The sequence below is a fragment of the Gilvibacter sp. SZ-19 genome, assembly GCF_002163875.1.
Taxonomy (GTDB): Bacteria; Bacteroidota; Bacteroidia; order Flavobacteriales; family Flavobacteriaceae; genus Gilvibacter.
The window spans coordinates 1,156,175-1,169,597 of record NZ_CP019333.1; the positions used below are offsets into that span (position 1 = coordinate 1,156,175).

The 13,423-nt window shown below is 44.5% G+C and carries 12 protein-coding genes; 4 read left to right on the forward strand and 8 right to left on the reverse strand.

What is annotated here, in order from left to right:
- Positions 1 to 107: 107 nt before the first annotated feature.
- The 6 genes from BTO09_RS05280 to BTO09_RS05305 all read right to left on the reverse strand — a co-directional run bounded on the left by BTO09_RS05280 (position 108) and on the right by BTO09_RS05305 (position 6,600).
- Positions 108 to 764: a 3-oxoacid CoA-transferase subunit B gene (locus tag BTO09_RS05280; RefSeq protein WP_087523773.1), complete on the reverse strand. Its 657-nt coding sequence runs from the start codon at positions 762 to 764 to the stop codon at positions 108 to 110.
- A complete protein-coding gene (locus BTO09_RS05285) occupies positions 764 to 1,465 on the reverse strand; it encodes a CoA transferase subunit A (protein ID WP_087523774.1) in 702 nt (233 codons plus the stop codon). The genes BTO09_RS05280 and BTO09_RS05285 overlap by 1 nt, the downstream gene beginning before the upstream one ends.
- Before the next feature lie 9 nt (positions 1,466 to 1,474).
- Positions 1,475 to 3,793, reverse strand: a complete 2,319-nt coding sequence (locus BTO09_RS05290; protein WP_087523775.1) for a penicillin-binding protein 1A — start codon at positions 3,791 to 3,793, stop codon at positions 1,475 to 1,477.
- Positions 3,794 to 3,795: 2 nt separating this feature from the next.
- Complete coding sequence (locus BTO09_RS05295; RefSeq protein WP_232454996.1) at positions 3,796 to 4,284, reverse strand: gliding motility lipoprotein GldH; 489 nt, start codon at positions 4,282 to 4,284, stop codon at positions 3,796 to 3,798.
- A complete protein-coding gene (locus tag BTO09_RS05300) occupies positions 4,281 to 5,453 on the reverse strand; it encodes a regulatory iron-sulfur-containing complex subunit RicT (RefSeq protein ID WP_087523777.1) in 1,173 nt (390 codons plus the stop codon). Before BTO09_RS05300 ends, BTO09_RS05295 begins: the two co-directional genes overlap by 4 nt.
- A gap of 115 nt (positions 5,454 to 5,568) precedes the next feature.
- Positions 5,569 to 6,600 (reverse strand): rhodanese-related sulfurtransferase, encoded by a 1,032-nt coding sequence (locus tag BTO09_RS05305; protein ID WP_087525492.1) that lies wholly within the window; start codon positions 6,598 to 6,600, stop codon positions 5,569 to 5,571.
- Positions 6,601 to 7,159: 559 nt separating this feature from the next.
- Between BTO09_RS05305 and recA the strand changes: the two genes are divergently transcribed.
- The 3 genes from recA (at position 7,160) to BTO09_RS05320 (ending at position 10,393) form a co-directional block, all read left to right on the forward strand.
- Positions 7,160 to 8,167, forward strand: coding sequence for a recombinase RecA (recA, locus tag BTO09_RS05310; protein WP_087523778.1), 1,008 nt, complete (start codon positions 7,160 to 7,162; stop codon positions 8,165 to 8,167).
- 144 nt (positions 8,168 to 8,311) lie between these two features.
- Complete coding sequence (locus tag BTO09_RS05315) at positions 8,312 to 8,854, forward strand: RNA polymerase sigma factor (RefSeq protein WP_087523779.1); 543 nt, start codon at positions 8,312 to 8,314, stop codon at positions 8,852 to 8,854.
- A gap of 3 nt (positions 8,855 to 8,857) precedes the next feature.
- Positions 8,858 to 10,393: an outer membrane beta-barrel protein gene (locus tag BTO09_RS05320; protein WP_087523780.1), complete on the forward strand. Its 1,536-nt coding sequence runs from the start codon at positions 8,858 to 8,860 to the stop codon at positions 10,391 to 10,393.
- A 65-nt stretch (positions 10,394 to 10,458) separates the two neighbouring features.
- Here BTO09_RS05320 and BTO09_RS05325 read toward each other — a convergent pair whose 3' ends face one another.
- Entirely contained in the window at positions 10,459 to 11,220 is a 762-nt protein-coding gene (locus BTO09_RS05325) for a 1-acyl-sn-glycerol-3-phosphate acyltransferase (protein ID WP_087525493.1), read from the reverse strand.
- Positions 11,221 to 11,305: 85 nt separating this feature from the next.
- Here BTO09_RS05325 and trpS point away from each other — a divergent pair, with 85 nt between their 5' ends.
- A complete protein-coding gene (gene trpS, locus BTO09_RS05330) occupies positions 11,306 to 12,274 on the forward strand; it encodes a tryptophan--tRNA ligase (protein ID WP_087523781.1) in 969 nt (322 codons plus the stop codon).
- Here the strand turns inward: trpS and dprA are convergent.
- Positions 12,271 to 13,374 (reverse strand): DNA-processing protein DprA, encoded by a 1,104-nt coding sequence (gene dprA / locus BTO09_RS05335; RefSeq protein WP_087523782.1) that lies wholly within the window; start codon positions 13,372 to 13,374, stop codon positions 12,271 to 12,273. The two genes, trpS and dprA, sit on opposite strands and share 4 nt — an antisense overlap.
- Positions 13,375 to 13,423 lie beyond the last annotated feature (49 nt).

A 13,423-nucleotide genomic window follows, 5' to 3' on the forward strand; every position in this document is an offset into this window, starting at 1 on the left:
AAAATTTAAAATGTGGGATAAAGTGCCTTTTTATTAGATGAAATGCACTTTATTTTAACATTTTAACAATCTCATACGTAATTTCTTACAATAAGTAATGTAAAATATTAAATGTCCATCTCGGGAACATCTTCCGGAATATGAAGTTTTCCGGCTGTGGCTTGAGCTATTTCTTCTACGCTGACCCCGGGGGCGCGTTCTCTAAGCACAAAACCATCTGAAGTAATATCGAGCACAGCGAGGTTGGTCACTACTTTCTTTACACAGCCCACACCGGTAATCGGTAAGGAGCAGCGCTCAAGTAATTTAGATTCTCCGCGCTTGTTGGTGTGCATCATGGCTACTATTATGTTTTCTGCACTGGCGACCAGATCCATTGCGCCACCCATTCCTTTGACCATCTTTCCTGGAATTTTCCAGTTCGCGATGTCTCCGTTCTCTGCAACTTCCATGGCTCCAAGTATGGTCAGGTGTACATGTTTTCCTCGGATCATGGAAAAGCTCATGGCAGAATCAAAGAAGGAGGCTCCGGGTAAGGTTGTAATAGTTTGTTTTCCGGCATTGATCACATCCGGGTCTTCTTCTCCTTCAAAAGGGAAAGGTCCCATTCCAAGAACTCCATTCTCACTTTGGAATTCAACACTGATATCGTTGCGAACATAGTTTGCCACCAAAGTTGGGATACCTATTCCCAAATTCACATAATAGCCGTCTTTGACTTCTTTAGCGATGCGTTTCGCAATTCCGTTTTTATCTAATGCCATTATGTTCTAGGTCTTACTGTTCGTTGTTCAATGCGTTTCTCATATACCGCTCCTTGGAAAATACGCTGTACAAATATTCCAGGAATGTGTATTTGATTGGGGTCCAATTCACCGGCTGGAACCAACTCCTCCACTTCGGCAACTGTGATCTTAGCAGCTCCACAAATATTCGGATTGAAGTTTCTGGCTGTTCCTTTGAATATAAGGTTGCCAGCTGTATCGCCCTTCCATGCTTTTACAAAACCGAAGTCGGCATCGAAGGCGTATTCTAATATGTGCATCTTGCCATTAAACTCTCGAACCTCCTTGCCTTCTGCCACCTCGGTGCCATAACCTGCGGGGGTGTAAAAGGCAGGAAAACCAGCTTGGGCGGCTCGGCAGCGCTCGGCCAAAGTTCCTTGAGGGATCAATTCCACCTCCAGCTCCCCGCTGAGCATTTGTCTTTCAAATTCCGCGTTCTCCCCCACATAAGAAGAGATCATTTTTTTGATCTGTTTGCGTTGCAGCAAGAGTCCCAATCCGAAGTCATCTACTCCCGCATTGTTAGACACACAGGTGAGGCCATAAATATCCTGTTTAGACAAATAGCCAATAGCGTTTTCAGGGATTCCACTCAGGCCAAATCCTCCAAACATGAACATCATGTCAGAGGAGACACCCTTGCAGGCCTCTTCTACGTTGGCAACAGTTTTATTGATCATAGGTTTTGTTTAAAACTCAAATTCGTTGGGCACCTCCTCTGTAGGAGTATTGTTCTCTGCCCACTTCTCACAATCGGTCTCAATGGTCAACTCGTCTGGTTTTTCAAACTTTCCTGTTGAAATATCGAGGCCTTCTTCTTCATAACACTTTTTCATGTAGATACCCCAGATCGGTAAAGCCATAGTAGCACCTTGTCCATAGGCAGTTGAGGCGAAATGCGTAGCACGATCGTCTCCACCAACCCAAACGCCAGTCACTAAATTTGGAACTATCCCCATAAACCAACCATCACTGTTGTTCTGTGTGGTTCCGGTCTTACCGGCTATTGGGTTTTTAAAATCGTAAGGGTAACCGGTCACTGCATTTTTGTAAACTGGGGTATTTGTAGCCCAGGTACCGCGCAGTCGTCTACCGGAACCAGCCTGAGTAACTCCTTCCATCAAACTTAAAGTGACATAAGCTGTTTCTTGCGATATAACATCTTTGGCCTCAGGAGTGGCCTGATCCAATACGGTTCCGTTCTTATCTTCAATACGCGTGATCAAGATCGGCTTGATATAAACTCCTTGATTAGCAAAGGTGCCATAGGCACCAACCATTTCATATAAGGTCACATCAGGAGTACCTAAAGCGATAGAAGGCACCTCCGGAATATCCTCTGGATCCACCCCCATACGGGCCACCAATTCTATTACGGGTTTTGGCCCTACTCGGTCAATAAGTCTGGCGGTTACCGTGTTCACTGATTTACCCAAAGCATCACGCAAGGTAAGTGTGCCTCCATAATCGCCATCAGAATTCTTTGGGCACCACTCTTTCATATTACCGTGTTTTCCTTGTGGAATACAATAAGGAGTGTTGGGTAAGGTGTCACAGGGCGACATATGCATCTGGTCTATAGCAGTTGCATACACAAAGGGTTTAAAGGTAGATCCTATTTGTCGCTGGCCGGTCTTTACCATATCGTACTTAAAATGCTTGTAGTCAATACCACCTACCCAAGCCTTGATCTCGCCTGTTTGAGGTGTCATAGAAAGCAAGGAAGCTCTCAAAAAGCCTTTGTAATAACGAATGGAATCCATTGGAGTCATGGTAGTATCGATATCTCCTCCCCAAGAGAAGATTCGCATCTCTGTCTTTTCATTAAAGCTAGCAATGATCTCCTTTTCTGACTTGCCTTGTCTTTTTAGAATTCGCCAGCGATCTGAGCGGCGCATCGCTGCGTTCATAATACCGTCAACTTCATCTGGAGTTATGTCTCTAAACGGAGCTGTCTTGTTCTTCTGATTTTGCTTGTCGAATTCCGCCTGTAATTTGGCCATATGCATATCTACAGCCAATTCTGCATATTCTTGCATGCGAGAATCAATAGTGACATAAACCTTAAGGCCGTCGCGATCGATATCGTAATTCGTGCCGTCTGACTTAGGATTATCCTTAGCCCATTGCTTCATATAGTTTCTGACATACTCTCTAAAGTAGGTCCCGATCCCTTCGTCATGTCCTTGCGGCGTATAGTTGATCTTAAGCGGCAAGGCAATAAGAGAATCTCTGGTTTGCTCGTCAATGTAATCGTATTTCGCCATCTGACTAATTACCACATTGCGACGCGCCAAGGATTTGGCTTTAGATATCTCGCGCTTAGGGTTGTACTGTCGAGGATTTTTTAACATCCCCACCAAAATGGCACTTTCTTCTACGGTGAGATCCATAGGTTCTTTGCCAAAGTAGATGTTCGAGGCCGATCTGATCCCCACAGCTTGGAAGATAAAATCCATCTCGTTCAGATACATTGCGACGATCTCCTCTTTGGTGTAACGCTTCTCTAAACGAACAGCAATGATCCATTCTTTCATCTTCTGGATTACCCGTTCCACTGTATTACTCGCTACATCGTCGGTAAAGAATAGCTTAGCCAACTGTTGGGTTATGGTACTGGCCCCTCCGCGTTTGCCGAGAAAGATCGCTGCACGTAAGAATCCGCGTGCGTCAATTCCGGAGTGATCGTAAAAACGGGCGTCTTCTGTTGCGATCAATGCCTCTACCAAATGTGGTGGAAGCTCATCAAAGGTAATAGGTGTTCTGTTCTCCTTGTAGAATTTTCCAATGGTTTTTCCGTCTGAGGAGATAATCTCTGTCGCCAGATCCTTTTCTGGATTTTCCAGTGCAGTTTCATCCGGCAATTGTCCAAAAACACCCCAAGAGGCTAAGAGGAACATCAGGATAATGAATAAAAAGCCACCAGCTACCAACTTCCAAAATAGAAAGATGTACTTTCTAAGCTGCGACTTTTCCATAGCTTGTTTCTTTGTTGCTTGTTTTGCCATAGTTAGTCTGTTTGGGGAAGCTCTGCACTGATTCCCACATCCGTTATGCCTGTTAATCGTTCAACGCCATCTACCACTCCATTATTGCGGACGGCATGTACTATGCTCAATTTATATTCGCCTTGCTCGGTAAAACGCACGCCTTGCTTATACCAGAGCTTGTTTTCTTTAACGCTACCCAAACCGCTGCCCATCCAAGTTCCGTCTGGGTTAGCCATTCGGTATTCTAATGTATCTGTAATGACCTTTCCTTGTGGAAATTCCATGATCGCTATAAGAAATAAATTATTGAACGGATAATCGTTCGTATTGCGCACATTGATAAACAAATTGTATGCCGCGGCGGAGTCTAATTGTGGCAGTGTAACTTGGACAGTATCTGTAACCGACCAGCCATCGGAAAAGGAAGTGTTTGTGCTAAAAACAGCATCGCCGGTGCAACTGCCCATCAGCAGTGCCGTCAATACACTAAAAACTGCTAGTTGCTTCACTTTTGTTTTGATTTTGCCTGCTGTTGCGGCTTGCGCTTCTGATTGCGGCTCTTGTTTCTGCGTTTCTTTCTGCGTTTTTTAGGCTGATCGAATCGGGTCAGGCTATCTTGACCTGCGCCGTCGTTAAATTCGAAAGTGCTCAAATTCACCTCGACCTTGTAGTCTTCTAAACTGCTTACTTTCTTGCCCTTTTTGTTGATACTCATGATCTCGCGAACTTGTTCGGCAGAAAGTTCATACCACTGCATCCAGTCACCGTCATAAGCGTACCAAAGGCGCTCTTTAAAGATGTCTATTTTTTGACAAACTCCAGTTCCCTTTTCGGTCTGTAAGCGCACATCGCTCTTTGGAAAATTCTCTAAGGCATCCAAATAAGTGTCCAATTCGTAATTGAGACAGCATTTTAACTTTCCACATTGTCCGGCTAATTTCTGCGGATTTAGCGACAGCTGTTGGTATCGCGCGGCGGCCGTATTTACAGATCTAAAGTCCGTAAGCCAAGTAGAACAGCACAGTTCACGTCCGCAGGAACCAATCCCACCCAAACGAGCAGCTTCCTGACGAAAGCCCACTTGCTTCATCTCAATGCGAGTATTGAACGCACGGGCGAAATCTTTGATAAGTTGTCTGAAGTCCACGCGATCTTCTGCCGTATAGTAGAAAATTGCTTTAGAACCATCTCCCTGAAACTCCACATCAGAGATCTTCATTTGCAAGCCCAATCGAATCGCGATCTCTCGAGATTCTTTTTTAATAGCTTCTTCTCTTGCACGCGCCTTATGCCAAATGTCAATGTCGCGCTGTCCGGCTTTGCGATAGATCTTTGGGAGTTCGTCTACGGCTTCCTTAATGCGCTTTTTCTTCATTTGAACACGCACCAATTCTCCGGTAAGGGTTACTTGACCGATATCGTGTCCGGGGCTGGCTTCTGTAGCGACTATATCGCCAATGGAAAGGGTCACCCCTTCTGCGTTCTGGTAATAGTTCTTACGGCCGTTCTTAAATCGGACCTCAACGACATTAAAAGGACTTACCTCTGCTGGCAAGGCCATATTGCCCAACCAGTCAAAGACCGTGAGTTTGTTGCAGCCATCTGTGCCGCAAGTACCGTTATTTTTACAGCCTTTGGGCAGGCCATCCGCAGCGGAGGCACATGAAGTACAGGCCATAGAGAGATATATATTGCTCAAAAAGTCACCTTTTTGAGTCGGAAGTTAATACTTGATTTCGACCCTAAAGATAGGCAATAATAACGTATCTGCTACCCGCAAAAACAGCGGCAGCCTACTTTTTGAACTTCAGCTTTTCGGAACGTCCTTTTTTGAAAATCTTGTTGCTGTTGTGCTTACCAGATCGCAATCGTTTTTGCTCTTCATAAGACAAGTGCGTGATCTCTTGACACTCTTGGCTACAACAATTTTCCATCTTTTCGGCACAGTCCTCGCACTGAATAAAGAGCAAGTGACAAGCCTCATTGGCACAGTTCACATGAGTGTCACATGGTTTTCCGCATTGATGACAATTGGCGATCACGTCTTCACTGATGCGCTCCCCTCTGCGGTGATCGAACACAAAGTTCTTGCCGAGGAATTTGTTCTCTAACTCCTGGGCCTTGACCTGACGCGTGTATTCTATGATTCCACCTTCTAGTTGATAGACCTGCTGGAATCCTTTGTGTTTGTAATACGCACTAGCCTTTTCGCAACGGATACCTCCGGTGCAATACATCACTAGTTTCTTGTCTTCCTTATTGTCTTTAAGATCCTCTTCAATAATGTCTAGAGAATCTCTAAAAGTGTCTACATCTGGAGTTATTGCCCCTTTAAAATGTCCGATCTCGCTTTCGTAATGGTTACGCATATCGACCACCACCGCGTTGGGATCGTCCAGGAGTTCATTGAAGGTCTTCGCGTCTACGTGGACCCCTTTATTGGTCACATCAAAAGTTTCATCGTTGAGACCGTCTGCTACGATCTTGTGACGCACCTTGACCTTTAATTTTAGGAAGGATTTTAGGTCTTGTTCTACCGCGATATTTAGGCGGCAGCCTTCTAAAAAGTAGATCCCATCTAAAAAGGCCTTGAATTCCTCAAAGCGTTTTGCAGGAACTGAAAGCTGGGCGTTGATGCCTTCGTGAGCGACATAGATGCGTCCAAGGACTTCCATCTCGTTCCAAGCGATAAACAAATGATTTCTAAAAAGTTCGGGGTTGCCGATCTTGGCGTATTGATAGAAAGAAAGGGTCAAACGGTCTTCTCCCGCTTGTTCAAGTAACTCGGCCCTCTCCTTCGCACTTAATTTGTTGTACAGTTGCATGCTATACTTGCGTTTAAGTTGAAAGAAAAAGTAATTGACCGCAAAGGTACTTGAATAAAACAAATGAGCAAAGAATGCACTAACTACAGGGAAGAATATCGCAGTGAAGCGCAAATATGCAATAAAACCGAGTGCTTTATAAATTTCAGCATAGCAGCGCTACGGTGAAATTTAAAAGTGCTATTCCGATTTCGATTTTGAAGAAGATTTGCGCTGTAACAGATAGTCTGAGCAAGTAGTTAGTGCGAAAAAAAAAGCGCCGGAGTGGAATATCCGGCGCTTTTTTTCGAATGGCTAATTCGTTAATACTAATTGTTATTTAAGAGTGACTGCAAGAGTAGCTAGCCGCCGTCGAGGCGGCAGTTAAAAATGACTACTAGGGTAACTGCCAGTCCTTTTTTGTTAACCATTTTGGTTTGATTCATGTATTTCACAGCAATGAATTTTCCCTTTGTATCTGATAGACTGTAAATTCATAAATGGTTGCGTGATTTGATTGAAATAAAGCAAAAGAAATAGTATTTTAGCCTTCTATCTTCAATCACATTATACTGCCGATATGAGTAACGAAAAAGACGCCAAATTAAAAGCCTTAAAACTAACATTAGACAAGCTCGATAAGACCTACGGAAAAGGTACGGTCATGAAAATGGGAGACGCTGCAGTTCAGCAAGTTGACGCCATTTCTACGGGTTCATTGGGGCTAGATCTGGCGCTCGGTGTTGGGGGTTTGCCCAAAGGTCGTATCATTGAGATCTACGGGCCAGAATCTTCTGGTAAAACAACCCTTACCCTACACGCTATTGCGGAAGCTCAAAAAGAAGGTGGAATTGCTGCCTTTATCGATGCGGAACACGCCTTTGATCGTTACTACGCAGAAAAGCTTGGAGTAGATATTGAGAACCTGATCATCTCACAACCGGATAATGGGGAACAAGCCCTTGAGATCGCCGACAATTTGATCCGTTCCGGAGCCATCGATATAATTGTTATTGACTCGGTGGCGGCTTTGACGCCAAAAAGCGAGATAGAAGGGGAAATGGGAGATTCCAAAGTTGGTTTGCACGCCCGATTAATGTCTCAAGCGCTCAGAAAACTAACCGGATCGATCAGCAAGACCAATTGTACCGTGATCTTTATCAACCAGCTGCGTGAGAAGATCGGTGTTATGTTTGGGAATCCAGAAACTACCACGGGAGGAAACGCCCTTAAGTTCTACTCTTCGGTGCGTATAGACATCCGCAGATCTACACAGATCAAAGATTCTAACAGTGCAGTTATCGGAAACAAGACGCGCGTAAAGGTGGTGAAGAACAAGGTTGCTCCACCATTTAGAACTGCAGAATTCGATATCATGTACGGCACTGGAGTTTCTAAGGCCGGAGAGGTTATTGACCTGGGTGTAGACTATGAGATCATCAAGAAAAGTGGTTCTTGGTTTAGTTATGATGGCACCAAATTAGGACAGGGCCGTGACGCGGTAAAAACACTTCTTAAAGACAATCCAGACCTAATGGATGAGCTAGAGGCCAAAATCAAGGAGGCCATCGCCATCATCAATGAATAAAATTTTATACTTTCATACGCAACCCTAGCGGAGTTTTATCATCTACACAACAACTCCGGGACTGTGGTTGCTAACTGTGCAGCAGGTTTTAAGTAACAAAGTTGCACCAAGCTGGCGTGTTAGTAATAAAATTCGCGGATCAAAGTGGCTCTGGAAGCACTGATAAACAGATGTAAAAACAATGAGGCAAAAGCTCAGGGTGAGCTTTACCAATTGTATTCTGCCAAATTGTTTTCAGTTTGTTTAAAGTACTCGCGAAATTATACCGAGGCGCAAGACAATCTGCAAGACGCTTTCATTACCATTTTTAAGACCATAGGTCAGTTTAAACACAAAGGTTCTTTTGAGGGTTGGTTAAAGCGTGTTACTGTGAACACCGTGTTGCAAAAATATCGCAAACAGCGTGTTTTTGACCTAGTCAATGAGCAGCAGATAGAAGCAGAAGACGTAGTAGTTGAGGATACTTCTGTTCCGCTGGATTTTTTGTTAAAGATCATTCAGGAACTCCCGGATAGGTATCGGTTAGTTTTTAACCTTTACGCCATGGACGGCTACTCACACAACGAAATTGCAGAAATGCTGAACATTTCTGCCGGAACCTCAAAATCAAACTTGGCACGTGCCAGGATGATTTTAAAAACAAAGATTACGGCTTTCAACAATAATAGTTCGGCCGAAGGATATTAGACAATGAGCGATAAAAAGCACATAGATAGAATTTTTCAAGAGGGCTTCAAAGATTTTGAAGCAAGCCCTCCTGCAGAAGTATGGGACAACATCCAGGCTGCGTTGAAGAAAGAGGAAAAAGACGACCGCAAGATCATCCCGATCTGGTGGCGCGTTGGTGGTGTGGCTGCACTCTTAGCCCTGCTTCTAACTGTAGGTGGTGTTTTTTGGCCGGATTCGGATCAGAATAATTCGTTTTCTAATGAAGATGTTGATCAGACAGAGCAGATCGACACTCAAGATCAGATCAAAGATCAGAAAGCCATTGAAAAAATGGTCAAGGAAAATGAGGCAGACGCAATTGCTGAGCAGCAAAGTGATGACCAACAAAATAACTCTTCGGAAAAGCCATCTGCTGCGGATGCCAAAATTGGTAACGGCAAACAAAGAGACGCGGTAGCGGACAATACAAACAAAAGCAAGACCCTTATTGACAAGTCTGCTGTAGATAAATCACTCAATACAGTGACAACTGCAGTGACTAGCAATGATAGCTCTACCGAGCAAGATAAGACAGCAACCTCTAACTCAGAGACCACAGCAGTAACTGCTACAGACAACACCAAGAATACAGTTGTTGATGACAAAACCGCCGATGCGCTTTTAGAGACGCAAACAAACAGTGCGACGACCACTGCTACTACAGACAATAGCGAGAACAAAACAGACCCTGAAGTCCAAAAAGACGAAGACGGGAAGATCTCTATTTTCGACGCTATTGACGAGCAAAAAGACTTAGAAACAGCAACACTATTGGACAAACAAGATCCGATAGATAATCGATGGAGTGTTGCGCCTCAGGTAGCCCCTGTGGTTTACGGGACCTTTGGCGAAGGCTCTACTGTTGGAGCTGAATTTGCCGACAATCGCACTTCATCAGATGCCAACTTGAGTTATGGAGTTCAAGTACAATATCAAGTGAATAACCGATTGGCGGTACGTTCTGGAGTGAACCGAGTCAACTTAAGCGTGAACACCAACGATATAGAATTCGCCGTAGCTCCGGCGGCATTTGACGTTGGGTCTAAATTTGTCAATGGTGATATTGCTTACACCGTTGGTGATAAGGGAACTTTGATCAACAGATTCGCTCAAGCGGCTCCTACCGAAGGTTTGGACTTGCCAGAAGTGAATGCCTTTGAAGGTTTGCTCAATCAGCAATTCGAATACTGGGAAGTTCCCGTGGAACTGTCTTATGCAGTCTTGAACAACCGATTTAAAGTAAACGTCTTTGGTGGTTTTAGTACGCTTTTCCTTCAGGACAATTCCATCACCGCTATCAGCGGGCAACGCGAAACCGAACTGGGTAGTGTAAGTAATCTGAACGATCTGAGTTTTACTACCAATGTTGGTTTGGGGTTACAATACGACATTAGCAAGCGCTTTGCAATTAATGTAGAGCCTGTATTTAAATATCAACTCAATCCGTATTCGGACTCTAGTATAGGGTCACAGCCATACTATATGGGAGTTTACAGCGGTTTGAGATTCAAATTTTAGGTTAGTTTTTTAGTTGGTTAGGTTAGTTATTGCAAAAGCAATAATACCTTGAAAGTCGCTCTCTGCTAGGAGAGCGGCTTTTTTTTGAGCAATTCTTTACTTTCCAGCTCGCTAAGAATAATTTCTCGCGTTTTATTTCTCAAGGCCTGTTTGTCGCGCAGTTCCATATTTGTTGTTGGAATACTCGGCAATACCAAGGCGCGCATTTGGCCTGGATTCCCTCCGAAGAAACGAAAAGGAAAGCGCTTCTTATTATCGTAAAAGACTAAAGGTGCAATAGGGATCTGATGCTCAATAGCCAGTCTAAACGCGCCATCCTTAAAACTGTCTAACAGTATGGATTCATCATCTGGCACTCCGCCTTCTGGGAATATACAAACGCTTAGCCCGTTTTTGAGTCGCTCCTGAGCCTGCTGAAAAACGGCCTTTCGGCTCTGGGCATTGTTTCTGTCGACCAAAATACAGGTGCGCTTATAAAAGAAGCCAAAAACAGGAATCGACGCCAGTTCTTTCTTCCCTACAAATACAAACGGCCGCTGGACCGCATGCAGCATCAGCATTATATCGGTCATAGACTGATGGTTGGCCACAAACATATAGCTTTGTTTCGGGTCGTATTTCTCCAAGCGTTTCACTGTCGGGACAAAACCCATCCCCCATAAGACAAATCGACCCCAACCTCGGGCAATTTTAAAATAGAGTGGATACCAAGTATCGCGAGAGATCAAAACGAGTAATACAGGGAATAGCAGCACAATGGGCAGAGCCACGAGTAGGTAGAACCAAATCCGCCATAGGAGCTTAATAGGTGCGCTGATCCATTGCATGAAGACCAAAAATAAAAATTCCAATTCAGTTCCAATTCATTAGAGCAAACTTTGTAAAAAAAGTAACTTTGCCAAAAACAACGATATGGCTAGAATATTAACCGGAGTACAAAGCACAGGAACCCCGCATTTAGGGAATCTGCTAGGTGCGATCTTACCGGCTATTCAAATGGCGGAATCGCCAGAAAATGAGTCTTTTCTTTTTATTGCGGATATGCACTCGCTAACGCAGATCAAAGATGCGACCACTTTAAGAGACAACACTTATCGCACGGCGGCAGCCTGGTTAGCCTGTGGTCTTGACATAGAGAAGACTGTATTTTACAGACAAAGTGATGTGCCACAAGTAACCGAACTGGCCTGGTACTTGGGTTGTTTTTTCCCTTATCAACGTTTAACACTTGCACACTCTTTTAAAGACAAGGCAGACCGTTTGGAAGATGTCAACGCTGGGATCTTTACCTATCCTATGCTGATGGCTGCAGATATTTTGGCTTACGACGCTGAGATCGTTCCTGTGGGTAAAGACCAACAACAGCACTTGGAGTTTACCAGAGATGTTGCCAGCAGATTCCACGCCAAGATGGGCGAGTGTTTTGTTTTGCCAGAAACCGAACTGCAGAAAGACACCATGTACGTGCCCGGAACCGATGGAAATAAAATGAGCAAGTCTCGAGAGAATACCATCAATATCTTTTTACCAGACAAGAAACTGCGCAAACAGATCATGGGTATACAAACGGACAGCACACCTTTGGAGGAGCCGAAAGACCCAGACACTTGCAATGTCTTTGCCCTTTACAGCTTAATGGCTAGCGAAGAAGAAACCGCAGCCATGGCTGAGAAGTATCGCGCAGGTGGTTTTGGATACGGCCATGCAAAGCAAGCCCTTTTCGAATTGATCCAAACCAAATTTGCCACCATTAGGGAGCGCTTTGATTACTATATGGATAATTTAGAGGAGATCGATGCTGCCTTGGCCGTTGGAGCTGCAAAGGCCAGTGCAGTAGCCAATGAGGTCATTGGACGCGTACGTCAAAAGACCGGCTATTAAGCGCGAATAAAAAGTTGGCCTGGTAAAGGCCTTATCCAACCTTTTAGTTCTAAGGATAACAAAAGTGCGGGTAGGTTCCCTGCGGAAGCATCCCAATTTGCCCTCAGTTTTTCTATATGCACTGCCTGATCTGTAGGCAACAACTTATAGACGGCTTGCTCCTGCATATCCAGTTTGATTAAGCTTTCAAATTCTAGGCGAGTTTGCTGCGGATGCTGCTTATCCCAACCCAAATTATCGATGAGCTTGGGCAGATCGGTATAGATCTGTGCAAGCTGCCTTTCGATCAGGCCATGGCAACCAGCACTTTGTGCATCCGACCTTCTGCCTGGTATTGCATAGACCTCTCTGTTGTATGAAAAGGCCATCTCCGCTGTACTGAGGCTACCGCCTTTATGGGCCGATTCGACAACAATTGTGGCTGCTGACAAGCCTGCAATGATCCTGTTTCTGCGGATAAAAAAACGATTGTGAAAACTACTGTCTATCCAAGTCTCGGAAACCAGCCCACCTTGCTTTAAGAGTTGTTGGGCAATATTTTTATGTGCTTTTGGATAGACCTCGTTCAGGCCTTGTGCCAAACAAGCAACCGTTGGTAAGCCAAACTCTAAGGCCGCCTGATGTGCAGTTATATCAACCCCAAAAGCCAATCCAGAGACTACTACAGGATTATAAGGTCTCAGTTCTCTGATCAATGCGCGACATTGATGTTGTCCGTAAGCGGTCATTCTACGTGTGCCGACCACGGATATCCAGCGCTGCTGTTGCCAAGGTATATTTCCTTTGTAGAATAGAATTAAAGGACCGTCTGTGCAATGCTTTAATGCTCTAGGGTAGTCGGGCTCATAATATGCTACCGCATTTACCTGATTCGCCGACATTAGCGCTTGCTGATCTGCGGCTGCAGCCAGAGCTTTGTCCCATTTCCAATTGTTTAGCGCGTGTTGTGGAACCCAAGACAATTCCTGTAAGGCTTTTTTAGAAGCAGCCAAGACAGCATAAGGCTCTTTAAAGTGCGTAAGGAGTTTTTTTGCCACGGCATTACTGATGCCTGGCTTGTATTGCAAGGCCAAAAGTGCTTGCAGCTCAGCAGTATTCAAAATCGCTAAAATTGCAGGAGAGTGATTTAAAAATACAACAAAATTCAGG